Source organism: Neisseria dentiae, from assembly GCF_014055005.1.
Lineage (GTDB): Bacteria > Pseudomonadota > Gammaproteobacteria > Burkholderiales > Neisseriaceae > Neisseria > Neisseria dentiae.
This window is the reverse complement of record NZ_CP059570.1, coordinates 1,046,633-1,071,707: the sequence shown is the minus strand read 5'-3', so window position 1 is coordinate 1,071,707 and position 25,075 is coordinate 1,046,633. Positions and strand designations below refer to the sequence as shown.

Below are 25,075 nucleotides of genomic sequence, written 5' to 3'. Positions count from 1 at the left end.
AGGCCGGTTTTCGGGCCGTTAGCTTATTTTTTCGGATTGGTATAACATAGGCCGTCTGAAACCAATGATTCAAAGGGAAAATCATGAGTGATACGCAGCATATCAGCGCGGCGCAAAAGGCCGAAATCTTATCGGAAGCCCTGCCGTATATCCGCCGTTTTTCCGGCAAAACCATCGTTATCAAATACGGCGGCAATGCCATGACCGACCCGCAGCTGAAAGAAGGGTTTGCCAAAGATGTGGTGCTGCTGAAACTGGTGGGCATCAACCCGGTGATCGTGCACGGCGGCGGCCCGCAGATTAACGATATGCTCAACAAAGTGGGCAAAGAAGGCACGTTTGTGCAGGGTATGCGCGTTACCGACAGCGAAACCATGGATATTGTGGAAATGGTGCTGGGCGGCCATGTAAACAAAGAAATCGTGTCGCTGCTCAACCAGCACGGCGGCAAAGCCGTGGGCGTTACCGGCCGCGACAGCCATTTTATCCGCGCCAAAAAACTGTTTATCAACACGCCCGAGCGCAACGGTGTGGACATCGGCCAAGTGGGCGTGGTGGAAAGCATCGACTGCTCGCTGATTAAAAGCATCATCGCTTACGGCCATATTCCCGTGGTGGCCCCCATCGGGGTGGGCCGTAACGGCGAAGCCTTCAACATCAATGCCGATTTGGTGGCAGGCAAGCTGGCCGAAGAGCTGAATGCCGAAAAACTTTTAATGATGACCAATATCACCGGTGTGCTCGACAAAAACGGCAACCTGCTCACCAACCTTACCCCGAAACGTATCGACGATTTGATTGCCGACGGCACGCTCTACGGCGGTATGCTGCCGAAAATCAGCTCGGCGGTGGAAGCGGCGGTAAACGGCGTGAAAGCCACCCACATCATCGACGGGCGCGTGCCGAATGCGCTGCTGTTGGAAATCTTCACCGATTCGGGCATCGGCTCGATGATTTTGGGTGCGGAGCGGGAAGAATAGGGCAGTTGTGCTGAAAAAAGGCCGAGACCTTTGCAAAAATACCTTAAGGCCGTCTGAAATGCTTAGATTCCGTCATTCCCGCGTAGGCGGGAATCCAGATGGAAATATTGAAGCATTGATTAAACAAATACTTAGATGCCAAGCGTCTGGATTCCCGCCTACGCGGGAATGACGGAGTTCAGATTTTTTAGATAGTAATTTGAATTTTGCAAAGGTCTCAGGCCGTCTGAAAATTTTCAGACGGCCTTTTGCTCATTTGGGAAACAGTTTGATAGAAAAGGCGGTAAATTACCGCAGGCAGGCATTCAGCCAGTATTGCCGTTGCGACGGCGTGAGCAGTTTGTAAAAACGGTGTTGGATGGATAATTCGTCAACCGCAAAATCCATACCGGAAAGATAACGGTTTTCTACATAATCGCGCGCATCGTCGGCATTGAATTTGTCGCTGGAAAGGATTTTGATAATATCGCGGCGGCGGTTTTTGTTCACCCGTTCGTCTTTCCGCAAGGCTTTTTCGATGGCTTTTTTGTATTCTTTGCGGATACTGCGCAATTCGTTGGTTTGGGCATAGCTCAAACCCAACGGGCGCACATCGCAATTGGGGTGGAAATCGTCAAGGCGGGTCATCGGAGAGGCTTGGGCATAGGTTGCGCCCAAAAACAGCAGATAGCCGCCGAGCGCGGCAGCTTGCAGCAGAAGGTTAAACTTTATTGTGATAAGCATATTGTTTTCCCAAATTTCAATATTCGCAAAATATTAGCGGATATGTATGTGAAGCGCGGTATAATCACAGTTAACATTCGTTAATGACAAAGAAATTTTATTTAAAATTTGTTTTGAAAACAGTATATTGTAATTGCTGATATTGTAATCGGCGTGATTTGAACTTTTCAAATCAGAGGCCGTCTGAAACAAAAAACACTTGAAGGAAAACCAATCGTGCAACAGTTCCGTATCGCTCCGAGTATCTTATCGGCTGATTTCGCCCGTTTGGGCGAGGAAGTTACACGCGTTATCGAAGCGGGTGCCGACCTTATCCATTTCGATGTGATGGATAACCATTATGTGCCCAACCTTACTTTCGGCCCGATGGTGTGTGCCGCCCTCAAACCTTACAGCACCGTGCCGATAGACGTGCACCTGATGGTGGAGCCGGTGGACGATTTGATATTGTCGTTTGCCAAGGCCGGAGCCGACATTATCACGTTCCACCCCGAAGCAAGCCGCCACATCGACCGCAGCCTGAGCCTGATTAAAGATTCCGGCTGCCGGGCAGGGCTGGTATTGAACCCGGCCACGCCGGTTTATGTGTTGGAAAATGTACTCGACAGGTTGGATATGGTGCTGCTGATGTCGGTTAACCCCGGTTTCGGCGGGCAGAGCTTTATTCCGCAAACGTTGGTGAAAATCCGCCAAGTGCGTGATTTGCTCGATATGTATGAAGGTGAAAGCGGCAGAAAAATTGCGATCGAAGTGGACGGCGGCATTAAAACCGACAACATCGCCGCCGTTGCGGCGGCAGGCGCAGATACGTTTGTGGCCGGCTCGGCGATTTTCGGCCAGGCCGACTATAAAGCCGTTATCGATAAAATGCGGCAGGAATTAGCCTCGGCGTTTTCTTGAAGGTGTTGCGGAGTTATTCTTTCAGACGGCCTAAATCTGTTTGGGTATTTTGAGAGTGAGATCTTTGCAAAATACCTTAAAGGCCGTCTGAAATGCTTAAATTCCGTGATTCCCGCGTTGGCAGGAATCCAGATGGAAACATTAAAGTATCAATTAAACAAATGCTTGAATGCCTGGCGCCTGGATTTCTGCCTACGCGGGAATGACGGAGCAGGTTTTGTTAGTTGGCAGTGAATTTTGCAAAGGTCTCAGACTTTAAAAACCAAGCGATTTTTGCAGAGCTTCAGGCTGTTTAAATCCCAGTCGCGATGGGGCGCAAACGCTTGCAGGTTTGGTAATTCAATAAACAAAAAGATACCCGGATAATCCGGGTATCTTTCTTTAAGATTAAGGTTTGTTTTGCGGAGCCTGCCGCAGCATGGGTTTTAAGCCTGTTTGTTCCAACGTTCGATAGATTCTTTGATCACCGCTTTGGCTTCTTCCACGTCGCCCCAGTGCTCCACTTTGGTGGAGCCGGGTTTTTTCAGGGCTTTATAATTGTTGAAGTGGAACTCGATTTGCTTGATCAACTGCTGCGGCAGGTCGGCCAAGCTGTTGTAGGCGTTGCCGTTGTTGCGGTCGTCGGCGGGCACGCACACGATTTTATCGTCCACTTCGCCATCATCGACAAACTTCATCACGCCGATAATTTTCGCTTCTAAAAACACGCCGGTGGCCAAAGGCTGCTCGGTAACCAGCAAAACATCCAACTCATCGCCGTCTTCGTCGAGAGTTTGCGGGATAAAGCCGTAATTGGTGGGTTTGGCAAAGATCGCGGGTTCCACGCGGTCGAGCTGGAAAGCCGCCAGTTTGCGGTTCCATTCGATTTTATGGTTGCTGCCTGCGGGAATTTCGTTTACAACATTGATGATGCCGCCGTCCACATCGCCGGGGGTGAGGATTTTGTTGAAATCAGCCATGATGTTTCCTTTTTCAAATCGGTTAAAACGGGCGTGAGTATAGCACCGCTTGGCTGTTTATAGCGAAGAAACCTTGCTGCTTTAACCGCCGTTTGCCGCTTTTTTATTTTGAATAACTATCCAAACCGCCGCGCCGCGCCTTCGGCTATAATAAACGGCTTCCCCAAACGCTAAGGCCAAACCTATGAACGATTACACCGATATGATGCCGTCTGAAGACCGCGAAGTGAGCGCATTGTCGCTGCCGCCGCATTCTATGGAGGCGGAGCAATCGGTGTTGGGCGGCCTGCTGCTCGAAAACGCCGCGTGGGACAGAATCGCCGATGTGGTCGGCCCCGAAGATTTTTACCGCCACGAACACCGCCTGATTTTCCGCAGCATCGCCAACCTGATTAACGAAAGCCGACCCGCCGACGTGATTACCGTGCAGGAGGCTTTGGAGCGCAGCGAAGAGCTGGAGGCTGCGGGCGGGTTCAACTATCTGATTACCTTGGCGCAAAACACCCCTTCGGCCGCTAATATCCGCCGTTATGCCGAAATCGTACGCGAACGTTCGATTATGCGCCAGCTGGCCGAGGTGGGCACCGAAATCGCCCGCAGCGCCTACAACCCGCAAGGCCGCGATGCGGGGCAGCTTCTCGACGAAGCCGAAAACAAGGTTTTCCAGATTGCCGAGAGCACGGCCAAATCCAAGCAGGGCTTTTTGGAGATGCCTGCACTTTTGAAAGAAGTGGTCGAACGCATCGATATGCTTTATTCGCGCGACAACCCCGACGAAGTAACCGGCATTGCCACCGGTTTTATCGATTTGGACAAAAAAACCTCCGGCCTGCAGCCGGGCGACCTGATTATCGTGGCCGGCCGGCCGTCTATGGGTAAAACCGCGTTTTCCATCAATATCGCCGAGCACGTTGCGGTGGAATCCAAACTGCCCGTGGCCGTGTTTTCTATGGAAATGGGCGGCGCACAGCTGGTAATGCGTATGCTCGGCTCGGTGGGCAGGCTCGACCAGCACGTTCTCAAAACCGGCCGTTTGGAAGACGAACACTGGGGCCGTCTGAACGATGCCGTGGTCAAACTTTCCGATGCCCCCATGTTTATCGACGAAACCCCGGGCTTAACCGCGCTCGAACTGCGCGCCCGCGCCCGCCGCCTTGCCCGCCAGTTTAACGGCAAGCTCGGCCTGATAGTTATCGACTACCTGCAACTGATGGCAGGCTCCGGCCGCAGCGACAACCGCGCATCCGAGCTGGGCGAAATTTCCCGCTCCCTCAAAGCTTTGGCCAAAGAGCTGCAAGTGCCCGTTATCGCCTTATCGCAATTGAGCCGCACGGTGGAACAGCGCACCGACAAACGGCCGATGATGTCCGACCTGCGCGAATCCGGCGCCATTGAGCAAGACGCCGACCTGATTATGTTTATGTACCGCGACGAATACTACAATGCCGAAACCCAGTTTAAAGGTTTGGCAGAATGTATCATCGGCAAACACCGCAACGGCCCCACGGGCAAAGTGTTTCTCACCTTTATCGGCCAGTTCACCAAATTTGAAAATGCCGCCTATGTACCCGATGCTGCAATGATGGAAGATTGATACAGATTTCCGCCGCCAAGTAGGCGGATTTCATATTTTATTAGGTATGCCGCCGCGTTATCGTTTACAATAAGCAACGAAAATAAACAAAACTGCCAAAGAGCAGGGCCGAATAAACGGGGGCATGATTGCACAATCGCAGATTAAACACCCGTGGCTGGCCGCGGGTGTTTTTTATGGCATTACCGCTTAAATATTAACCGGCCTGTATCAGGCCGTCTGAAAAACTTAAAAAAACACATTACCCAAACAACGTCGTCAGGTTTGCTCATGCGTTCAAAATACCAAGGTTTCACCTTAACCGAGCTGTTGATCGTGATTGCTATCGTGGCAATTATGGCCGCAATAGCCTTTCCCAATATGAGCCAATGGATAGCCTCCCGCCGAGCCGCCAGCCAGGCGGAGCAGGTGGCCAATCTCCTGCGCTTCGCCCGCGGCGAAGCCGTCCGTTTGAATCTGCCGGTTTATGTTTGCCCCGCACAAATTAAAGTGGACGGCAATCCCGATCTCTACTGCAACACAGCCCATGCAGGCAAAGGCATGGTGGCATTTGCCGACACCAACAAAGACGGAAGTTATACGCGTAACACCGATATTGATTTGCGCACCGTTATTTTGAACGCACAAAACGAAGAGCGCACCAGCTATCAGTTCAATACCTACAACTTCAGCGGCACAAAACAAAACAGCAATACCGTGTGGGCATTTTACCCTAATGGAACATTCGGCCACGCCGCCGCCACAGACGGCACATTCACCATAGGCGGCGGTTTTGTCAAAATTGCCGTTACCGATGCCGCCGCAAAAGACGACAACACCAAAGCATCACGGGCTTCGATTTTGCTGATAGACAGCAGCGGCAGGGTGCGAAAATGCGAAAGCGGCGCAACAGAAACGATTGCCAAGCTGTGCAAATATAAAGATGAACAGCCGTCGCCTTAAACACAAAAGATACGGTTTCACCCAAGCCTTAACCCTTAAATAAAAACCGCATGGGGAAAATATGCGCAAAACCTTATACCCGAACCATTCACACGCAAACGCCGCAATCCGCACAGCAGCGGGCAGCAAAGGCCGTCTGAAACAAAACCAAAGCGGCATGACGCTGGTTGAAGTGCTGGTGGCCATGTTCGCATTGGCCGTCGGTGTGCTGGCATTGCTCGCCACCCAATTGCGCACCGTATCCAGCGTGCGCGAAGCCGAAAGCCAAACCGTTGTCGCCCAAGCCGTGCAGAACCTGATGGAAGGGATGCAGATTAACCCGACTTTGTCGGTAGAAGTAGGAGTAAATGGGGAGGAAACGGGCTGGGTTAGAAAAAGATATGATGCAATTATTACTGGAGCAAGGGCATTAAGTTATAGAAATTCGAGAATCAATAATAACACAGTGCGCAAATGTGCAACCAGTGGATGGTGCCAGCAAGATACGGCTACAAATATGGATAAAAGGGATTTGTTATTAGATCAATTGGGGCGTTTTGAAGATGCGTTAGCTCGAGCTTTGCCAAATGCGGATATTAAATACACCATTTGTAACGACACAACAGGTAGGGCGATGGCGATAGCGGCTAATGGTAGCACACAAACCAATTGTACAGGCGGGGATGGTGATCCTTTATTCATTAAAGTGCTTTGGCAGGTCGATACGGAAAAAGCAAATGAAAACACGTTAAACAGTAATGCAAGTAATAACAATAAGTTGGTCTATACTTATGAAGCACGTATGCCAAATTAATCGGATAAAAGAGTGAATATGAAAAACAAAAAATATTACCTACTGATTACGGGCACACAAAATATCAAGGGTTTCAGCCTGATAGAATTTTTGGTGGCCAGCGCATTAAGCATGATTGTATTGGTGGCCGTGAGCAAAGGTTATTTTACCGCCCGCCAATTAAATAATGCCGCCGACAGCCGTATGAACATACAGCAGGATTTGCGTAATGCTGCCAATATGGTGGTGCGCGATGCCCGCATGGCAGGTGGCTTCGGTTGCTTCAATATGATGGCCGATATTGAGAAACATACCGAAACTATAGGTAGCGGAAGTGCGGTAGTAGTAAAAGCCAAAAAGGGCAGCAGAACCATTAGTGATAAAAATACAAATACCTCCGGTAGTGAAGCTTTCAGATTGGAGAACGATGCCGATAACCTGATGCCTGTCCGCAGTATTGCTAGAGCTGATTTTAGTCCGGCAGGTTTTGCAGCTTCTTCTGATGCTTTGGTCTTTATCTATGGCAGTGAAAATCCTTCGGTAGGTGAACCTTTGGTGTTTAGCACATGCAACGCTTTGGTTCGACCGGCAGATGATAACCGGCCTGCGACAGCAACCATTAAGAGCGAATTGGGCGGAGCAACGGTAAACGATAGTGAAATTTCCGTTTTGCGTTATGCCGTACATGCGTACGCAACCGGCTCTATCGGCGGACAAACAGGTTTCTTCCGTTTCCAGTTGAATGGGGATTCATGGGGTAACCCCCAATTGTTGGTAAGTGGTGTTACAGGGGCAACTTTCAGATATCTCTATGTTAATAATTGTCCTGATGGGGCAGGGCATACTGAAACTTTCCAATACTCAACCGAGTTGAATAGGGTTCCTGCTTTTGTGCGCATCAATCTGAACGGGGGCGCAGCGAATGCCAATCAAATCTACACTATCGACGCAACAATAAGGGGAGGAAACACATGCGCCAACCGCAGCCTTTCATAACTTCTACACCCAAATCGGCACAGCAGGGTTTTTCACTGTTTATTGTGTTGATGGTGATGATCGTGGTGGCCTTTTTGGTAGTGAGTGTAACGCAATCGTATAACACTGAGCAGCGTATCAGCACCAACGATGCCGATCATAAATATGCCACGGCATTGGCTGAGGCCGCATTACGAACAGGTGAGAAGAAAATTGCTGACGATGATCTCGAGGCAAGCCAGTTCACGGAAGAGTGTGGAGAAGCTTTATGTAGTGTTGGTACAAAACCCGCTTGGGAGCGTGCTACCTGTGGAACTTCTAAAACTGAGTCATGCATAGATAATAGCAGCGGAACATTAGCAGCAAGAGAAGCTGCAAAATCTCCTCGTTACATTATTGAATATATTAGTCAGCAACCTGATGGTTCGGAAATCTACCGTGTAACTGCCAAGGCGTGGGGTAAAAACAGTAACACAGTTGTGATGTTGCAGTCTTATGTAGAAGCGGAGAAATAGGCGAAATATGAAATTAAAACGGCAAACACAAGGCTTTACCTTGGTTGAATTGATGATTGTGGTGGCCATTATCGGTATTCTCGCTGCAATCGCTTACCCGTCGTATAACCACTATATCGAACGCGGACATTTAACCGATGCTCACGCGGAATTGGTGGATATCAATAACAATATTAAAACCAAGCGGGTAAGTGAACCCGGTTCGCTATCTTCGCAAACCGATTTGGAAAGCCACATATCCGGATTATTTAAAGAACCGGATTTGGTTGCCCGCTACGATATAACCGTGGCTATGCCTGACGCAACCAAAAGTTCGCGCTACAGCTTGGTGGTTACGCCAAAAGCAAATAGCGGTTATACCTTGGCGTTGTGGATGAATAGTGTCGGTGAGGCTTACCGATGCCAAGATGCGGCCTCCGCACAAGCTTATCTCACCACAGGGAAATGTGAGCAGATTGGCGGTAAAAAATAGGGATAGATATTGAGTTAGGCCGAGACCTTTGCCAAATACGTTTTAATCCTGAATTTATTTATGTTTTGTCATACTCGGGCTTGACCCGAGTATCTGTTATTTCCTTTGAAACAACAAAGATGATCGAGTTGAGCACGAGCATGACGCAGAGGTTTTAAGATACTGAAAGGAATTTTGAAAAGGTCTCAGGCCGTCTGAAATATCAAGTTTTCAGACGGCCTGAAACTTTTACAACAATACCTTAAAATCATCTGAAATGCTTAAACCCCGTCATTCCCGCGTAGGCGGGAATCCAGTCGTTTTACATAAGTAATTGAAATAAAATACTTGATGGTTTTAAGGCTGGATTCCCGCCTACGCGGGAATGACGATAACTGGATACTTCAGACGGCCTCAAAGAGTTTTGTAAAGGTCTTGTTCTGCGTGTTTTATCTTAACAATCAAGCATTAAACAGCCATGGCTGTGAGGCTTTGCGTTTTTCTTCAAATGCTTTGATTTCATCGGCGTGTTGCAGGGTTAAGCCGATTTCGTCGAGGCCGTTTAACAGGCAGTGTTTGCGGTGTTCGGTAATGTCGAAAGTAAATGTTTGGCCGCTTGGGGTGGTAAGGGTTTGCTTTTCCAAATCGATAGCTAACCGATAGCCTTCGTTGGCTTCCACTTCTTTAAACAGTTGGTCGACTTCTTCTTCGCTCAACACAATCGGCAGCAAGCCGTTTTTGTAGCAGTTGTTGAAGAAAATATCGGCAAAGCTGGGGGCGATTACGGCGCGGAAACCGTAGTCGTCGAGTGCCCACGGGGCGTGCTCGCGCGAGGAGCCGCAGCCGAAGTTTTTACGGGTAAGCAGAATCTGTGCACCTTGGTAACGCGGTTGGTTGAGCGAAAAATCGGGGTTGAGCGGGCGTTTGCTGTTGTCCATGCCCGGCTCGCCGTGATCGAGATAGCGCCATTCGTCGAAGGCATTGGGGCCGAAGCCGCTGCGTTTAATGGATTTTAAGAATTGTTTGGGAATAATGGCGTCGGTATCGACGTTGGCGCGGTCAAGCGGGGCAACCAGTGCGGTGATTTGCGTGAATGCTTTCATGTTCGTACTTTCGGTTTGAAAAATACCCCCGCAGTAACAGCGGTTGCGGGGGTGAAGATATTTGATGCTGTTGAATTAGTGGGCGTGGCGGTCGGCGGATTGCTCAAGCTTGTCGCCGGCTTTGGATACGTCTTTACCGAAGCCTGATACAGTGTTACAGGCAGATAATAAAGCCATGGCGGCCAATGCGGCTAATACGAGTTTTTTCATGTTTTAAGCTCCTAATGGTTTGAAAGTACAATATGCATTACTGCACTTTATTATCATGCCAAAGTTTGTTCTAAAAAACAATTTTCCGAAACAGGCCGTCTGAAAGTTTTTCAGACGGCCTGCATATCTTTACAAACTGCGCACATCGGTAAAATGGCCGGCAACTGCGGCGGCGGCGGCCATTGCCGGGCTAACTAAATGGGTGCGCCCGCCATTGCCTTGGCGGCCTTCGAAGTTGCGGTTGGAAGTGGAGGCGCAACGTTCCTGCGGCGCGAGGCGGTCGGCATTCATGGCCAGGCACATCGAGCAGCCCGGTTCACGCCATTCGAAGCCGGCTTCGGTAAAGATTTTGTCCAAGCCTTCGCGCTCGGCCTGCTCTTTTACCAAGCCGGAGCCGGGCACCACCAATACGCGGCTGACGTTGGCGGCTTTTTGGCGGCCTTTGGCTACGGCGGCGGCTTCGCGCAAGTCTTCAATGCGGCTGTTGGTGCAGGAGCCGATAAACACCACGTCAACGGGGATTTGATTGAGCGGGGTGTCGGCGGCCAAGCCCATGTATTCCAGCGCACGCTCCATGCCGCTGCGTTTGACCGGGTCGGCTTCGTTGGCGGGGTTGGGTACTTTGCCGTTGATGTCGAGCACCATTTCGGGCGAAGTGCCCCAAGTTACTTGCGGTTCGATATCGGCAGCGTCGAACTCGTAAACTTTATCGAAAACCGCGCCTTCGTCGGACACCAGCGTTTGCCAGTAGGCCACGGCTTTTTCCCAATCTTCGCCTTTGGGGGCGAGCGGTTTGTTTTTCACATAATCGATGGTGGTTTGGTCGACCGCCACGATGCCGCTGCGCGCGCCGGCTTCGATGGCCATGTTGCACAGGGTCATGCGGCCTTCCATCGACAGGCTGCGGATGGCTTCGCCGCCGAATTCAACCGCATAACCGGTACCGCCGGCGGTGCCGATTTGGCCGATGATGTATAAAGCCACGTCTTTGGCGGTTACGCCGGGTTTCAGACGGCCGTTCACTTTAATCAGCATGGATTTGGATTTCTTGGCGGTAATGCATTGGGTGGCCATGGTGTGCTCGACTTCGGAAGTGCCGATGCCGTGCGCCAGCGCGCCGAATGCGCCGTGGGTGGAAGTGTGCGAGTCGCCGCACACCACGGTCATGCCGGGCAGGGTGGCGCCCTGTTCGGGGCCCATCACGTGCACGATGCCCTGGCCTTTGTCTTTAAACGGAAAATAAGCCAGTGCGCCGAATTCTTTGATATTGCTGTCTAGCGTATCGACTTGCAGTTTGGAAATCGGGTCTTGGATGCCTTTGTCCCAATCGTTGGTGGGGGTGTTGTGGTCGGCGGTGGAAACCACGCTGTCGATGCGCCACAGTTTGCGGCCGGCCATTTTCAGGCCTTCGAAAGCCTGCGGGCTGGTAACTTCGTGCACAAGGTGGCGGTCGATATAGAGCAGGACGGTGCCGTCTTCTTCTTCGCGCACAACGTGGCTGTTCCAGAGTTTGTCGTAAAGGGTTTGCGGTTTCATGGTTTGTGCTTTTGTTATCAAAGAAAATATCGCATGATGGTAGCGATTTGCGGGGCGGAATGCAAGCAAAATGTCTAAAAAAATTGTTTGGCGTGATTTTTGCCTAAATCGGTTAAAATTTTTAGACATTTTGTCTTGTTTATAACTTCGTATGCTATCGATAAACCATCTTGGTGCTTGTATAGGCCGTCTGAAAAACCTATCATGCGGGGGTTAATGATTTTTAATTTAGGTGGAAACCATGTCGCTGCCCGTGATGTCTAGCGCTTATATTGCACAACTTCAAGAATTTGAAAGAAAAATCTTAAGCAACCAAACCAAAATCGAAGCTTGGTTCCGCCAGCAGTGGGCGCAGCACAAGCCGCCGTTTTACGGGTCGGTCGATATCCGCAACGCCGGCTATAAAATGGCTTCGATTGATATGAACCTGTTTCCGGGCGGTTTCAACAACCTGAATCCGAATTTCATCCAACTGGCGGCGCACGCCGCGCAAGACGCGGTCGAGCGTTCCTGTCCGCAGGCCAAGTCGGTGCTGATTGTGCCCGAAAACCATACCCGCAATACGTTTTATCTGCAAAATGTGTATGCCTTGGCCAATATTCTGCGCTCGGCGGGCTTTGAAGTGCGCTTGGGCAGCCTGAACCCCGAAATTACCGAAGCCACCGAGTTTGAAACCGCATTGGGTGATAAAATTTTGCTCGAACCTTTGCAGCGCACCCGCGAACGCGTGCATCTGGCCGACGGCTTTTCGCCCTGTTTGGTGTTGTTAAACAACGATTTATCAGCCGGTGTGCCGGAAATTTTACAGGGTATCGCACAAACCGTGCTGCCGCCCCTGCACGGCGGTTGGACCACCCGCCGCAAAACCGCACACTTTGCCGCCTACGACCAAGTGGCCGCCGAATTTGCCGAACTGCTGGGCATAGACGTGTGGCACATCAACCCGTATTTCGAGCAAATCGGCGGCCTGGACTTTCAGGAACGCGAAGGTGAAGACGCGCTGGCCGCAGCGGTGGAGCGTATGTTGGCGAAAATCCAAGCCAAATATGATGAAAAAGGCATTACCGACAAGCCTTTTGTGATTGTGAAAGCCGATGCGGGCACATACGGCATGGGCGTGATGAGCGTGAAATCGGCCGACGAAGTGCGCGGCTTGAACCGTAAAAACCGCAATAAAATGGCCAAAATCAAAGAAGGCTTGGAAGTGAGCGAAGTGATTGTGCAGGAAGGCATCTACACTTATGAAACACTCGACGGTGCGGTTTCCGAACCGGTGGTGTATATGATGGACCGTTTCGTGATCGGCGGCTTTTTCCGCGTGCACGAAGGGCGCGCCAACGATGAAAACCTGAATGCGGGCGGTATGGTGTTTGTGCCGCTGAACCAGGCGATTCCGGTGGCGGGCGCGGAAGAGGGTAGCGAAGAGCGCTGCAAACGCGTGTTTGCCCAATGGGATTCGTTGGGCGTGCCGCAAACCAATTCCGCCAACCCGGATTGCGAGTGCAACCGCCTGTATGTGTACGGCGTGATGGCGCGCCTGTCGTTGCTGGCCGCTTCGCTGGAATTGGTGCAAACGGCCGGGTAGGGCAGTTTGATTAAAGCATTGTTGTATTGTTTTGTATTGTTTTAGGGGGCGTGTGGTCAGAAGGCTTGTGAAGCGGGCTTTAACCAAAAATACCGCCGCAACGCGGTCGACTACACTCCCAAATACTATGGGCAGGCCGTCTGAAATGTTCAGACGGCCTGTTTTATTATGTCGATTTTTTCTTGTTATAACATAACATATTGAATCTTTTATGATAAACTTGACGTATAGGCAAGTTTGCTCTATAAACGGAAGTGCAGTAACGTCCAATAAACAACTTTGAGAGGATAAAACATGAAAGCAATGGCTTATTACGGCGCGGGCGACATCCGTTTTGAAGAAAAACCCAAACCGCAAATCATCGACCCCACCGATGCAGTGGTGAAAATCGTGAAAACCACTATTTGCGGCACCGACTTGGGCATTTGGAAAGGCAAAAATCCCGAAATCGAACCGGGGCGCATTCTCGGCCACGAAGGCATCGGCATCGTTGAAGAAGTGGGTTCGGCGGTAAAAAATATTAAAAAAGGCGACAAAGTTATCATTTCGTGCGTGAGCAAATGCTGCACCTGCGACAACTGTAAAGTCCAGCTGTATTCGCACTGCCGCAACGGCGGCTGGATTCTCGGCTATATGATCGACGGCACGCAGGCAGAATATGTGCGCACGCCTTATGCCGACAACAGCCTGATCCCGCTGCCCGATAATGTGAACGAAGAAGTGGCGCTGCTGTTGAGCGATGCGTTGCCCACCGCCCACGAAATCGGCGTGCAATACGGCGATGTGAAGCCGGGCGACACCGTATTTATCGCCGGCGCAGGCCCCGTGGGTATGTCTGCATTATTGACCGCGCAGTTATACAGCCCCTCGGTGCTGATTGTGTGCGATATGGACGAAAACCGCCTGAAACTGGCTAAAGAATTGGGTGCCACCCACACCATCAACCCGGCCTCCGGAGATGTGGCCAAACAGGTTATCGATATCGTCGGCGAAGACGGAGTGGATGTAGCTATCGAAGCGGTGGGCATTCCCGCTACCTGGAATATGTGCCAAGATATTGTGAAACCCGGCGGTAATCTGGCTGTGGTGGGCGTGCACGGAGTGCCGGTTGATTTCAAACTGGAAAAACTGTGGATCAAAAACCTCACCATCACCACCGGTTTGGTTAACGCCAACACCACCGAAATGCTGATGAAAGCGATTTCGGCCAGTTCGGTGGACTATACCAAAATGCTCACCCACCGTTTTAAATTCAGCGAGCTGGAAAAGGCCTATGATGTGTTCAAACACGCTGCCGAAAACGGCGCGATGAAAGTGGTGCTGGTTGCAGACTAAGCTCTGCCCATCATAATGTGAAATCTGCTTGAGAGGCCGTCTGAAAATAAGGTTTCAGACGGCCTCGATTGTTTGCGCGGCTTGAATAAAGTTCACTGCCAAAACATTTTATTGTAAATAATTTGTTTTTTTAACACGCGACCGGCTTTGCGTAAAAAAATATTAGCATTTCCTTTCGATTTTTTGGAAACTTAATAAGGCGAAGCCACTCTGACTACACAATGCAGCTCATTCTGCATCTTTATGGCTTTATGCCGTTCATGCCTGCCCGTCCCTTCACGGGCGGCTGAAAACCATTTCAATTGAAAGGATTTGATTCATGAAAAAAGTATTAATCGCTGCCGCTTTTGCAACCCTGGCTCTGACCGCTTGTTCCAGCAACAAAGACAAAGCGCCCGAAACCGCTAACATCACCGTTGAGCAAGCTCTGCAAGAGTGCCAGCAAACCGTGGGCAACACCCAAGACCGCGCTGCTTTCGATGCCTGCATGAAAGACAAAGGCTTCGAGCGTCCGGCTGCTGCCGCTTCTGCACCTGCGGCTCCCGAAGCTCCTGCTAAACCTGCCAAATAAGAAGCACGTTTACGCTTAGGTTGAAAACGGCTGCCCGGGCAGCCGTTTGCTTTTGTGCCGGCGGCATAAAACAGGTTTGCCTGTTTAGACCGTCGGCATTTTATCGGAATATCTGCGTAACCGACTGAACTTTACCGCAGTATTGCTATCCTAACTAAAGGCTTTTCGGAAAAGGGCCGAAAACGTTTGCATATTCTTACCGAAATAAGGTTGGTAAAAAAACGCATTCAAGGCTACAATCGGCAGGTGTTTTCCCGAATATTTCAAAACCATAATAACGGAGTATAAAAATGACCGCTAAAGGGCAAATGTTACAAGATCCTTTTTTGAACGCTTTGCGTAAAGAGCACGTGCCGGTTTCCATTTATCTGGTAAACGGCATCAAACTTCAGGGGCAGGTTGAATCGTTCGACCAATATGTTGTGTTGTTGCGCAACACCTCGGTAACGCAAATGGTTTACAAACACGCCATTTCCACCATTGTTCCGGCACGCGCGGTGAGCTTGCAGCACGAACACAAACAATCTCAGGCCGCAGCCCCCGTTCAAGTGGAAACCCAACAGGCTGCCGAATAAGGCAGGCACAAAAAATACCTTACCGAATCCTACACGGTAAGGTATTTTTTATCACGCTGTTTTCAGACGGCCATTCGATGCTGTTAAACAATATTCTGCCTTTCACCCACGATTTGCTGCGCCGCAGTATCCGCCCCAGCGAAAGCGTGCTCGACGGAACCGCCGGCAACGGCCACGATACCTTGCTGCTGGCCGAGTGCGTCGGTGCGGAAGGCAAAGTGTGGGCGTTTGACGTGCAGCGGCAGGCATTGGTGCAAACCGCCGCCCGCTTGGCGGATGCCGGCATACAGGCGCAGGTGGAGTATGTGTGTGCGGGGCATGAAACATTGGCGGAATATATCGGCGAACCGTTGGCGGCGGCGGTGTTTAATTTCGGCTGGCTGCCCGGCGGCGATAAAACGTTAACCACCCAAGCCGACACCAGCATACGCGCCTTGAATGCCGCATTGGCGCTGTTGAAGCCGGGCGGCTTGCTGGCGGCGGTGCTCTATCCCGGCCACGATGCCGGATATAGAGAGGCAAATGCCGTGGAAGCATGGGCGGCAGATTTGCCACAACGGCAATATGCCGTGTTGAAATACGGTTTTATCAACCGCAAAAACCGGCCGCCTTATTTGTTGGCGGTCGAAAAATTGCAGACCGGAGTGTGAGCGGTATATATAGCCAGTTGATTTAAGAAAAATGACATACGCTATACTCAGTCTTGACCCGAGTATCTTGAGTTTCAGCAACATTGAGATACTCGGGTCAAGTCCGGGTATGACTGAACTGTTATGAAGTAAGTGGTTTTGCGATATACCCGTAAAGCCTTTCCGGCACCAAGAGGCCGTCTGAAGCGATTTTCAGACGGCCTTTGCTTTTATTTTGGAAGTTATTAAGGTTGCGTTAATTTAACTGCGGTTAAATGGTGCAACATTCAAGCCGTTTTGATTGAAAGCGGTTACAAACGGTTTTGGTGGTAGCGGTCGATCAGCTGTTTGGCCTGTGTTTGCGCTATGCCGAAATGTTTGGCCGTTTTGCGGATATTGTCCAACTCGGTTTCGGAGAGATTGGCTTCGAGCCACGGTTTGGTGGCGGCATGGCGGCATATCTGCTCGAAATAGGCTTTGCTGCGCGCTTTGCCGCGCGACCAAGCGAGCAGCGCCAGAAAAATGCAGAATGCGATTAAAACGGTGTTGGTAACGGCAAATGCAGACATGGATTTCTCGTGTGGGTTCAGACGGCCTCTTCGCGAATTATATAGCGGATCAACATTTTCCGGTATGCGGGAAACCGGTTCGTTATATAGCCGCTCTAAATATAGCCGGGCCGGCCGTTGCGGGCGTAAAACCACCGCCGTTAGGGAACTTGGTGCGTTTTCATTTGCCATATGCAAATAAACCCTGCCCGGCGGTACAAACAACGAAATATAGTGCGTCAACGGCAGTTTGCTGTTGGGGCGGAATAATGTGGATTTAACCAAAGGAACCATAATGAAAATTTATTTAGCTTTAATTTCTGCTGCTGCTTTAACTTTGTCGGCCTGTTCGCAAGAGCCGGCCGCGCCCGCCGCATCTGCTCCGGCCGGTTCGGCCGCTTCCGCCGAAGCGTCTGCGGCATCTTCACCGGCTGCATCTGATGCTGCGCCTGCCGCAGCTTCTTCTGCCGACACGGCCTGTCAAACGGTGATTGAGGCCGGCGACGATATGAAATACAACAAAACCGAAATCAACATCAGCAAAAGCTGCAAGGAATACACCATCACCCTGAAGCATATGGGCACCATGCCCAAAGCGGCCATGGGGCATGACCTTGTGATTGCGAAATCCGAAGATGTGGACGGCGTGGCCAAAGACGGTGCAACCGCAGGCGCTGAAAACGACTTCATCAAAGCAGGCGACGAGCGCATTATTGCCCACACCAAGCTGATCGGCGGCGGCGAAGAGGTCACGGTTAAAGTGGACACCGGCAAATTTTCAGCCGGCAACAAATATGAGTTTTTCTGCACCTTCCCCGGCCATTTGGCGATGATGCGCGGCACGGTGAACTTGGTTGATTAACCTGCGGAATACAAAACGGCCTGAGATTTTCGCAAGTTGCTCAGGCCGTTTTTTTGTGCCGGATATTTGCAGATTATTGCCGTGCGGTTATTATGGGGTACATCTTGCCGACCGAGGCCGTCTGAAAACATGAAAAGAGCGTTTATTTTAAGCGACTGCGAGCCGCCGCAATGCGAAGAAAAGCCTTATGCGCTGCTTACCGCCAACGTTACCAAAGGCCACCACTTCATCGCGCAGACCGAGCAGCGCCAGCATGCGTTCAACCGTCATGTTAACCCGCAAAACCAAAACGTTTACCGCTTCGCGCTTTCTATGTTTCAAAAGCCCTATAAAGGCTCGGCAGAAAGCGTGAACATCGAAAACAATCTCGAAGCCAACAATCTTTACACGCTGTCGTTTGTGGAAGGCAACGGCGGCAGCCAATACAATCTGGAAAACTGGTTCAGCCGCCACGAAAGCGGCTATGAAGACGCCTGCAACTTTCTGCGCACCGTGCGCAGCGGCAGGCAGCCGGCGCCGCAAGCATTATGGCGGGTGTTGCAGCTGAAATTGTTGGGTATTTTCCGCAACCCCTACAACCACAACACCCTGTTCGCCCACGGCCTGCACCAAGCCGTGTTGTCGCAACTGCCCGAAGTGGGCAGCGAGTTTGTTACCCTGATTGCGCAGCGGCCGCAGCCGAGGTTGGCGCGTATATTGAGCACGTTTGCATTTTCGCCCGAAGGCTACACCCGTTGGCTGGCCAATCTCTACGGCATGCTTAGCGACGGCGTGATGCAGCCTTCTTTGTTTGAACGGCTGTTCGGCGCATTGTTTACCGATCCGAATGCCGTGAAAATCGAGCTGTTCCGCTACGACGGCGAGCATGAATGCTGTTTCTTTGCCGACACCGGTTTCTGCCGGCAAATATCCGGCCAAACATTCACCGTGGGGGTGAGCATCGCCGCCGATATGTTTGCGGTGGTGCACATAGCCAGGCAGCATTGGCAGGCAGTAGCACAAAATTTCGCCGCCGATATTCCGCCGCCGCCGGCCGCCGAAATCTCGGTGTTCGACGGCAACCAGCACCAGCGAGTTACCTACAACCGCTTGTGCGTGCGGCAGGCGCGCGAAGCGGTGTACGGCAGAAGCAGCCGCAAAGAGGATTATTTGCGCGAATCAGCCTGAAACCGCAGGCAGGAAAACTTTTTCAGACGGCCTAAACAATATCTACGCACACAATTTCACCACATAATGCCTTGCCTGTTTCGCTGATGTGTGCGGGTTTGAAAGCGGCAAACGTATAAGTGATATCGGCGCGGAATGCCGAAGCATCTGCTTCGCCCGTGTCGCCGTTCAGGCCGGTAGGTATGTCCAACGCCACTTTCAGGCCGTCTGAAAGATTGAGCAGGCGGCAGACTGCGGCAACGGAATCGGGCAGGGTGCCGGCAAAGCCTGTGCCGAAAATGCCTTCGATAACCACATCGTAGGCCGTGTTCAGACGGCCTGCCGATATTTCGGCATCAACCAATCCGATACCGCTCAAACCGGCCAAGCGTTTGAGATTGAGTTCGGCCAGCGGCGATAAATTTCTGCCCAGCGCAAACGCAACGTCAACCTGCCAGCCGTGCTGCTGCAACACGCGCGCCATCACCAAACCGTCGCCGCCGTTATTGCCTTTGCCGCACACCACCAGCGCACGGCCGGCTTTCGGCAGGCGGCGCAGTAAATCGGCGGCGGCGCGCTGGCCGGCGTTTTCCATCAGTTGCTCGAAACTCGTGCCCGCATCCACGGCGGCCTGTTCGTAGCGGCGCATTTCGGCGGCGGTATAAACTTTCATGGCGTTGCTCCCTGTGAAAATAACCGAGGCCGTCTGAAAACGTTCAGACGGCCTCGGTATTGTAATATACGGTCAAGCGGTGTGTCGCAACCTTTGCGAACTGCGGGCAATAAAAAACCGGCATCAAGCCGGAGATTTTTTATTCGGATGGTGCCCAGGAGAAGACTCGAACTTCCACACCCGTGAGGATACTAGCACCTGAAGCTAGCGCGTCTACCAATTCCGCCACCTGGGCCAATCTGTTGTTGTAAAGCAAAGCAGGGTTGAAAACCTATGGTGCCCAGGAGAAGACTCGAACTTCCACGCCCGTAAGGACACTAGCACCTGAAGCTAGCGCGTCTACCAATTCCGCCACCTGGGCTTTGCTTTAATCTTTGCTTTCGGTTAAAGTGCTACCTGCAAAGAGATGTGCATTATATATTCAAATGAAAGATTGTCAATCATCAACATGAAGAAAAATACTAAGTTACTCAGTTTACGTGAGAAAGACCCGTTTTTGGCGCGCGAGCGCCAACGTTACGAGCACCCGCTGCCCAGCCGCGAGTGGGTTATCGAATTATTGGAAAGCGAAGGCGTGCCGCTGCAAATTGCCGCATTGGCGGGAAAACTGTCGATAACCGACGAAGAATACGAATTTTTCGAGCGCCGCATCAAAGCGATGGCGCGCGACGGCCAAGTGCTGATCAACCGCCGCGGCGCGGTGTGTGTGGCCGACAAATTGGCGCTGGTGAAATGCCGTGTCGAAGCGCATAAAGACGGCTTCGGTTTCGCCGTGCCGCTGGTTCCCACCGGAGAAGGCGACTTCGTGCTCTACGAGCGCCAGATGCGCGGGCTGATGCACGGCGATATCGTTACCGTGCGCCCCGCCGGCACCGACCGCCGCGGCCGCCGTGAAGGGCAGGTGCTGGATATCGTAGAGCGTGCCCAAAAACAAGTGGTGGGCCGTTTTTATGTGGAACGCGGCATTGCCATTTTAGAGCCGGAAGACCGCCGCCTCACCCAAAGCATCGTGCTCGAGCCTGAAGGTCTGGCCGAAATGAAGCCCGAATCGGGGCAGGTGGTGGTGGCCGAAATCGAGAGCTATCCCGACGGCCACCGCCCGGCCGTGGCCAAATTAATCGAAGTGTTGGGCGATTATGCCGACAGCGGCATGGAAATCGAAATCGCCGTGCGCAAGCACCAATTGCCGCACATTTTCAGCGAAGCCTGCCAACAGGCGGCCGCCAAGATTCCCGACCGCGTCCGCCCGCAGGATACCAAAGACCGTGTCGATTTGCGCAGCCTGCCGCTGGTAACGATAGACGGCGAAACCGCACGCGACTTCGACGATGCCGTTTATGCCGAAAAGCAAGGCCGCAATTTCCGTTTGGTGGTGGCGATTGCCGACGTGAGCCATTATGTGCGCCCCGACGACGCCATCGACAAAGATGCGCGCGAGCGCGCCACCAGCGTGTATTTTCCGCGCCGCGTGATTCCCATGCTGCCTGAAAACCTGTCGAACGGTATCTGCTCGCTCAACCCCGATGTGGAGCGTTTGTGTATGGTGTGCGATATGGTGGTAACGTATGCGGGCAACATCAAAGAATATAAGTTTTACCCCGCCGTGATGAAATCGCACGCGCGCCTCACCTACAACCAAGTTTGGAATTGGATAGAACAAGGCGGCGATTACCCGCACAAGGCGCAAATCGACACCCTATACAAACTGTTTAAGATTTTGCAGAAAAAACGCCATCAGCGCGGCGCAGTCGAATTCGAAAGCATCGAAACACAGATGATTTTCAACGATAACGGCAAAATCGAACGCATCGTGCCGGTTGTCCGCAACGATGCCCATAAACTGATTGAAGAGTGTATGCTGGCGGCCAACGTGTGCGCGGCAGAATTTCTATTGAAAAACAAACACGCTTCGCTGTTCCGCAACCATTTGGGCCCCACGCCCGAAAAACTTACCACCCTGCGCGAACAGCTCGGCCTGCTCGGCCTGCATCTGGGCGGCAGTGACAACCCCGCTCCCAAAGACTACGCCAAACTGGCCGAACAATTCAAAAACCGCCCCGATGCCGAACTCTTGCAAGTGATGATGCTGCGCTCGATGCAGCAGGCCGTTTACGAGCCGGACAACCACGGCCACTTCGGCCTGGCCTATGAAGCCTACACCCATTTTACTTCGCCCATCCGCCGCTATCCCGATTTAACCGTCCACCGTGCCATCAAAGCCGTGTTGAAGCAGGAAAAATATAAACCCGAATCATGGCAGGCGTTGGGTGTGCACACATCGTTTTGCGAGCGCCGCGCCGACGACGCCAGCCGTGATGTGGAAAATTGGCTGAAAACCTACTATATGCGCGACAAAGTGGGGGAAGTGTTCGAAGGCCGCATTTCAGGCATGGCGAACTTCGGTATTTTCGTTACGCTCGAAGGCATCCATATCGAAGGCATGGTGCACATCAGCGATTTGGGCGAAGACTATTTCAATTTCCGCCCCGAAATCATGGCCATGGAGGGCGAACGCAGCGGCGTGCGCTTCAATATGGGCGACCGCATAACCGTTAAAGTGGCGCGTGCCGATTTGGATACCAGCAAAATCGATCTCGCGCTGATCAGCGGTGGCGAAGTGCCGAAAAAACGTGGAAAAAGCAAAAAAACCGCCTTTCAGACGGCCCCGGCCAAAGAAGCCGCCAAAAGCCGCGGCAAAAGCGTAACCATTAAACCGAAAGCGGAAAAAAACGCCAAAACCGCCGCTAAAAATACTTCTAAAAATACTTCGGGCAGGAAAAAAACGGTGGCAACGAAAAGCAGCAAAGCAGACACCAAACGCAGCAGCAAAAATAAGGAATAGATTAGCGGTGTAGTATTAGAGGCCGTCTGAAAAACAAGCGTTGTTCTTGTTTTTCAGACGGCCTTCTGACAGGTATTCCTAACGTCATTACATCTGTGCCTGTTTGAGCCGCAGGGTAAAGCGTTCCAGAAAGTGCAGCATCAGTTCACGGTCGTGTTCGGCCAATTCCGACATCATCAGATGCAGATGATGGGTTTTGTCGAACAGGCGCGGGCTGCCGTCGGCGATGAGGTCGGCGGCGGTGCATTGGAAAATCTCCGCCAACTCCATTAGCCGCGCAACATTGGGCATAATCAGGCCGCGTTCCATGCGCGATACGGCTTCGTTGCCGATTTGCAGGATTTCGGCTACTTGCTCTTGCGTGTAGCCGCTTTGCTGGCGGTATTTGGCGATGGTTTTGCCGATGCGGCGGTTGATTTCGCTGTGGTTCAGATTGAGTTTCATGGCTCTGTCTCGTTCAACGTGAAAAGTTGGATATTCAACTCTCATGATTACCGGGTTAAGAACTTTAAAATACGTTTAACCACCTTTTAAGTTTGACTTGGCAAGCCTATAATCAATCGCGCCATATCGGTTCGGATTCGGCCAATCTTTTTTAAGATGGTGGAAATTTCTTTACGACATTGTTCTAGATTGTTCTAGCTCAACAATCTCTCTTAATCTCCAAATCTCAAAGGAGCTGCACCATGAGCAAAACCCCCGACATTCTCAAAAACCCCCTCACCAACCGCGGTACGGCATTCACTCAGGAAGAACGCGCCAAACTCGGCCTAACCGGACGGCTGCCCGCTGCGGTGGAAACACTGGATCAACAGGCGGCGCGCACTTACCGCCAGTTTTCCGAATACGAAAAGAATATTGAAAAATACATTTTTCTCGACCAGCTGCACAACCGCAACGAGGTGCTGTATTACAAGCTGATCACCGACCATCTGGCCGAAATGCTGCCCATCGTCTATGACCCGACCGTGGGCGAAGCGATCGCAGTCGCGCGGTGTATATCGACATCAACCACCCGGAAAACATCCGCGCCTCGTTTGAAACCTTGGGTTTGGGCGCGGACGATGTGGATTTGATCGTGGTTTCCGATGCCGAAGAAATCCTGGGTATCGGCGACTGGGGCGTGAACGGCACCGATATTTCCGTCGGCAAACTGGCCGTTTACACCGCCGCCGCCGGCATCGACCCCTCGCGCGTGATTGCGGTGAATCTGGACGTGGGCACCGACAACGAAGCGCTGCTCAATGATCCGGCCTATCTTGGCAACCGTCATGCCCGCGTGCGCGGCGAGCGCTACGACGCGATGATCGATGCCTATCTGAAAACCGCTTCCGAGCTGTTCCCCGATGCGCTGCTGCATTTCGAGGACTTCGGCCCCTCCAACGCGCGCCGCATTCTGATGCAAAACCGCGATCAGTATCGGATTTTCAACGATGATATGCAGGGCACCGGCGCGATTGTGATGGCCGCCGTCATTTCCGGTTTGAAAGTCACCAAACAGACATTTGCCGAACAGCGCCTGCTGGTGTACGGCGCCGGCACGGCAGGCACCGGCATGGCGGATCAGATCAGCGCGGCGATGGAGCGCGAAGGTTTGAGCCGCGAAGAAGCGAAAAAACGCGTGTGGCTGATCGATATCAACGGCCTGGTGACCGACGACATGCAGGATTTGCCCGACTACCAACAGGAATACGCACGCCCCGCCGCCGAAGTGGCCGCCTGGGCGCGTGAAAAAGGCAAGAACGGCGACAAAATCGGCCTGCTGGAAGCCGTGAAGCAAATCAAGCCCACCATTCTGATTGGCACCTCCACCGACCACGGCGCATTCAACGAAGCGGTGGTGAAAGCCCTGGCCGCCGGCGTGGAGCGGCCGATTCTGCTGCCGCTGTCCAACCCCACCGAGCGCATCGAAGTGATGCCGGAGGATGCGGTGCGCTGGTCGGACGGCAAGGCACTGATCGCTACCGGCATTCCCGTGCCGCCCGTGGCGTACAACGGCGTCAATTACCAGATCGGCCAAGGTAATAACGCCTTGCTCTATCCCGGCTTGGGCCTCGGGATCATTGTTTCCGGCGCCAAGCACGTGACCGACGGCATGCTGCTGGCCGCCGCCGAAGCGGTGGCCTCGCAAGTGAACCCCACCGATTTGGGGGCATCGCTGCTGCCGCCGGTCGATAACCTGCGCGCTTCTTCCGCCACCGTGGCGGTGGCGGTGGCCAAACAGGCGGTTAAAGACGGCGTGGCAAGCAAACAGTCCGACAACTGGGTGCAGGCCGTACAGGATGCCATGTGGCAGCCGGTGTATCCGAAACTGGATATTTAACACGCATCGAGGCCGTCTGAAACCTTTTCAGACGGCCTTATGGTTTGAGAGAAAGGAGACGGTCATGGCTTTTCTGACTTCCGTCGAAAGCATCCTCGCCATCGTGCTGGTGATCGCGCTGGGTTTTCTGCTGCGGCAGCAAGGCTGGTTTGCCGACAGCTTTGCCGGCAATATTTCCAAACTGATCATGAATGTGGCACTGCCAGCATCGATTTTTGTGTCGGTGCTCACTTATCTTAGCCGCGACAAATTGATGTCGCTCTCCGGCAGCTTGGTGTACGGTTTGATTTCCGTGATCATCGGTTATAGTGGATTAAAATAAGAAT

Annotated in this window: 25 protein-coding genes, 2 tRNA genes and 1 pseudogene; 18 read left to right on the top strand and 10 right to left on the bottom strand. The window is 52.1% G+C overall.

Going from position 1 to position 25,075, the window contains the following annotated elements:
• Nucleotides 1-83: 83 nt before the first annotated feature.
• Nucleotides 84-980: an acetylglutamate kinase gene (argB, locus tag H3L92_RS05070; protein WP_085364868.1), complete on the top strand. Its 897-nt coding sequence runs from the start codon at nt 84-86 to the stop codon at nt 978-980.
• A 288-nt stretch (nt 981-1,268) separates the two neighbouring features.
• Here the strand turns inward: argB and H3L92_RS05065 are convergent, their stop codons facing one another.
• A complete protein-coding gene (locus H3L92_RS05065; protein ID WP_372338521.1) occupies nt 1,269-1,697 on the bottom strand; it encodes a Spy/CpxP family protein refolding chaperone in 429 nt (142 codons plus the stop codon).
• Nucleotides 1,698-1,919: 222 nt separating this feature from the next.
• Between H3L92_RS05065 and rpe the strand changes: the two genes are divergently transcribed.
• Nucleotides 1,920-2,603, top strand: coding sequence for a ribulose-phosphate 3-epimerase (gene rpe / locus H3L92_RS05060; protein ID WP_115336315.1), 684 nt, complete (start codon nt 1,920-1,922; stop codon nt 2,601-2,603).
• Between the two features lie 425 nt (nt 2,604-3,028).
• Here the strand turns inward: rpe and H3L92_RS05055 are convergent, their stop codons facing one another.
• Nucleotides 3,029-3,562: an inorganic diphosphatase gene (locus tag H3L92_RS05055; protein WP_085364870.1), complete on the bottom strand. Its 534-nt coding sequence runs from the start codon at nt 3,560-3,562 to the stop codon at nt 3,029-3,031.
• Nucleotides 3,563-3,746: 184 nt separating this feature from the next.
• Here H3L92_RS05055 and dnaB point away from each other — a divergent pair, with 184 nt between their 5' ends.
• The 6 genes from dnaB to H3L92_RS05025 all read left to right on the top strand — a co-directional run bounded on the left by dnaB (nt 3,747) and on the right by H3L92_RS05025 (nt 8,832).
• A complete protein-coding gene (dnaB, locus tag H3L92_RS05050; protein ID WP_085364871.1) occupies nt 3,747-5,156 on the top strand; it encodes a replicative DNA helicase in 1,410 nt (469 codons plus the stop codon).
• A gap of 270 nt (nt 5,157-5,426) precedes the next feature.
• Entirely contained in the window at nt 5,427-6,098 is a 672-nt protein-coding gene (locus tag H3L92_RS05045) for a GspH/FimT family pseudopilin (protein ID WP_085364872.1), read from the top strand.
• Nucleotides 6,099-6,159: 61 nt separating this feature from the next.
• Complete coding sequence (gene pilV / locus H3L92_RS05040; RefSeq protein WP_115336314.1) at nt 6,160-6,891, top strand: type IV pilus modification protein PilV; 732 nt, start codon at nt 6,160-6,162, stop codon at nt 6,889-6,891.
• A gap of 18 nt (nt 6,892-6,909) precedes the next feature.
• Entirely contained in the window at nt 6,910-7,866 is a 957-nt protein-coding gene (locus tag H3L92_RS05035) for a PilW family protein (protein ID WP_245945469.1), read from the top strand.
• Nucleotides 7,842-8,360 (top strand): pilus assembly PilX family protein, encoded by a 519-nt coding sequence (locus tag H3L92_RS05030; RefSeq protein ID WP_085364874.1) that lies wholly within the window; start codon nt 7,842-7,844, stop codon nt 8,358-8,360. The genes H3L92_RS05035 and H3L92_RS05030 overlap by 25 nt, the downstream gene beginning before the upstream one ends.
• Nucleotides 8,361-8,367: 7 nt before the next feature.
• A complete protein-coding gene (locus H3L92_RS05025) occupies nt 8,368-8,832 on the top strand; it encodes a PilX family type IV pilin (RefSeq protein ID WP_085364875.1) in 465 nt (154 codons plus the stop codon).
• 440 nt (nt 8,833-9,272) lie between these two features.
• Here the strand turns inward: H3L92_RS05025 and leuD are convergent, their stop codons facing one another.
• The 3 genes from leuD to leuC form a co-directional block, all read right to left on the bottom strand.
• Nucleotides 9,273-9,914: a 3-isopropylmalate dehydratase small subunit gene (gene leuD, locus H3L92_RS05020; protein WP_085364876.1), complete on the bottom strand. Its 642-nt coding sequence runs from the start codon at nt 9,912-9,914 to the stop codon at nt 9,273-9,275.
• A gap of 75 nt (nt 9,915-9,989) precedes the next feature.
• Nucleotides 9,990-10,124: an entericidin A/B family lipoprotein gene (locus tag H3L92_RS05015; RefSeq protein WP_085364877.1), complete on the bottom strand. Its 135-nt coding sequence runs from the start codon at nt 10,122-10,124 to the stop codon at nt 9,990-9,992.
• A 129-nt stretch (nt 10,125-10,253) separates the two neighbouring features.
• Complete coding sequence (gene leuC / locus H3L92_RS05010) at nt 10,254-11,660, bottom strand: 3-isopropylmalate dehydratase large subunit (RefSeq protein WP_085364878.1); 1,407 nt, start codon at nt 11,658-11,660, stop codon at nt 10,254-10,256.
• Between the two features lie 241 nt (nt 11,661-11,901).
• Here leuC and gshA point away from each other — a divergent pair, with 241 nt between their 5' ends.
• The 5 genes from gshA to mnmM all read left to right on the top strand — a co-directional run bounded on the left by gshA (nt 11,902) and on the right by mnmM (nt 16,376).
• Entirely contained in the window at nt 11,902-13,245 is a 1,344-nt protein-coding gene (gshA, locus tag H3L92_RS05005) for a glutamate--cysteine ligase (RefSeq protein WP_085364879.1), read from the top strand.
• 294 nt (nt 13,246-13,539) lie between these two features.
• Nucleotides 13,540-14,580 (top strand): zinc-dependent alcohol dehydrogenase family protein, encoded by a 1,041-nt coding sequence (locus tag H3L92_RS05000; protein ID WP_115336313.1) that lies wholly within the window; start codon nt 13,540-13,542, stop codon nt 14,578-14,580.
• 319 nt (nt 14,581-14,899) lie between these two features.
• Nucleotides 14,900-15,151, top strand: a complete 252-nt coding sequence (locus H3L92_RS04995) for a hypothetical protein (RefSeq protein ID WP_085364881.1) — start codon at nt 14,900-14,902, stop codon at nt 15,149-15,151.
• A gap of 290 nt (nt 15,152-15,441) precedes the next feature.
• Nucleotides 15,442-15,726: an RNA chaperone Hfq gene (gene hfq, locus H3L92_RS04990; RefSeq protein ID WP_085364882.1), complete on the top strand. Its 285-nt coding sequence runs from the start codon at nt 15,442-15,444 to the stop codon at nt 15,724-15,726.
• A gap of 77 nt (nt 15,727-15,803) precedes the next feature.
• Complete coding sequence (gene mnmM / locus H3L92_RS04985) at nt 15,804-16,376, top strand: tRNA 5-(aminomethyl)-2-thiouridylate-methyltransferase MnmM (protein ID WP_085364883.1); 573 nt, start codon at nt 15,804-15,806, stop codon at nt 16,374-16,376.
• A 290-nt stretch (nt 16,377-16,666) separates the two neighbouring features.
• Here mnmM and H3L92_RS04980 read toward each other — a convergent pair whose 3' ends face one another.
• Nucleotides 16,667-16,924 carry a hypothetical protein gene (locus H3L92_RS04980; protein WP_085364884.1) on the bottom strand — a complete coding sequence of 86 codons (258 nt, stop codon included), beginning with the start codon at nt 16,922-16,924 and terminating at the stop codon, nt 16,667-16,669.
• A 274-nt stretch (nt 16,925-17,198) separates the two neighbouring features.
• On the opposite strand from H3L92_RS04980, the gene azu reads away from it, so the two are divergent.
• Together azu and H3L92_RS04970 are read left to right on the top strand one after the other, a co-directional pair.
• Nucleotides 17,199-17,765 (top strand): azurin, encoded by a 567-nt coding sequence (azu, locus tag H3L92_RS04975; protein WP_085364885.1) that lies wholly within the window; start codon nt 17,199-17,201, stop codon nt 17,763-17,765.
• Nucleotides 17,766-17,894: 129 nt separating this feature from the next.
• Nucleotides 17,895-18,932, top strand: coding sequence for a hypothetical protein (locus tag H3L92_RS04970; RefSeq protein WP_085364886.1), 1,038 nt, complete (start codon nt 17,895-17,897; stop codon nt 18,930-18,932).
• Nucleotides 18,933-18,963: 31 nt separating this feature from the next.
• Here the strand turns inward: H3L92_RS04970 and H3L92_RS04965 are convergent, their stop codons facing one another.
• The 3 genes from H3L92_RS04965 to H3L92_RS04955 all read right to left on the bottom strand — a co-directional run bounded on the left by H3L92_RS04965 (nt 18,964) and on the right by H3L92_RS04955 (nt 19,945).
• Nucleotides 18,964-19,584 (bottom strand): NAD(P)H-hydrate epimerase, encoded by a 621-nt coding sequence (locus H3L92_RS04965; protein ID WP_085364887.1) that lies wholly within the window; start codon nt 19,582-19,584, stop codon nt 18,964-18,966.
• Between the two features lie 148 nt (nt 19,585-19,732).
• Nucleotides 19,733-19,819: transfer RNA gene (locus H3L92_RS04960), tRNA-Leu, on the bottom strand.
• 39 nt (nt 19,820-19,858) lie between these two features.
• A tRNA-Leu gene (locus tag H3L92_RS04955) sits at nt 19,859-19,945 on the bottom strand.
• A gap of 87 nt (nt 19,946-20,032) precedes the next feature.
• Here H3L92_RS04955 and rnr point away from each other — a divergent pair.
• A complete protein-coding gene (rnr, locus tag H3L92_RS04950) occupies nt 20,033-22,426 on the top strand; it encodes a ribonuclease R (RefSeq protein WP_085364888.1) in 2,394 nt (797 codons plus the stop codon).
• Between the two features lie 87 nt (nt 22,427-22,513).
• On the opposite strand, the gene H3L92_RS04945 is transcribed toward rnr, so the two are convergent.
• The gene (locus tag H3L92_RS04945) at nt 22,514-22,870 is read right to left on the bottom strand and encodes a helix-turn-helix domain-containing protein (protein WP_085364889.1); all 357 of its coding nucleotides are present in this window, start codon (nt 22,868-22,870) and stop codon (nt 22,514-22,516) included.
• A 242-nt stretch (nt 22,871-23,112) separates the two neighbouring features.
• Here H3L92_RS04945 and H3L92_RS04940 point away from each other — a divergent pair.
• Together H3L92_RS04940 and H3L92_RS04935 are read left to right on the top strand one after the other, a co-directional pair.
• Nucleotides 23,113-24,749: pseudogene (locus tag H3L92_RS04940) on the top strand (NAD-dependent malic enzyme).
• Nucleotides 24,750-24,813: 64 nt separating this feature from the next.
• Nucleotides 24,814-25,071 carry an AEC family transporter gene (locus tag H3L92_RS04935; protein ID WP_085364890.1) on the top strand — a complete coding sequence of 86 codons (258 nt, stop codon included), beginning with the start codon at nt 24,814-24,816 and terminating at the stop codon, nt 25,069-25,071.
• The last annotated feature ends 4 nt before the right edge of the window (nt 25,072-25,075 follow it).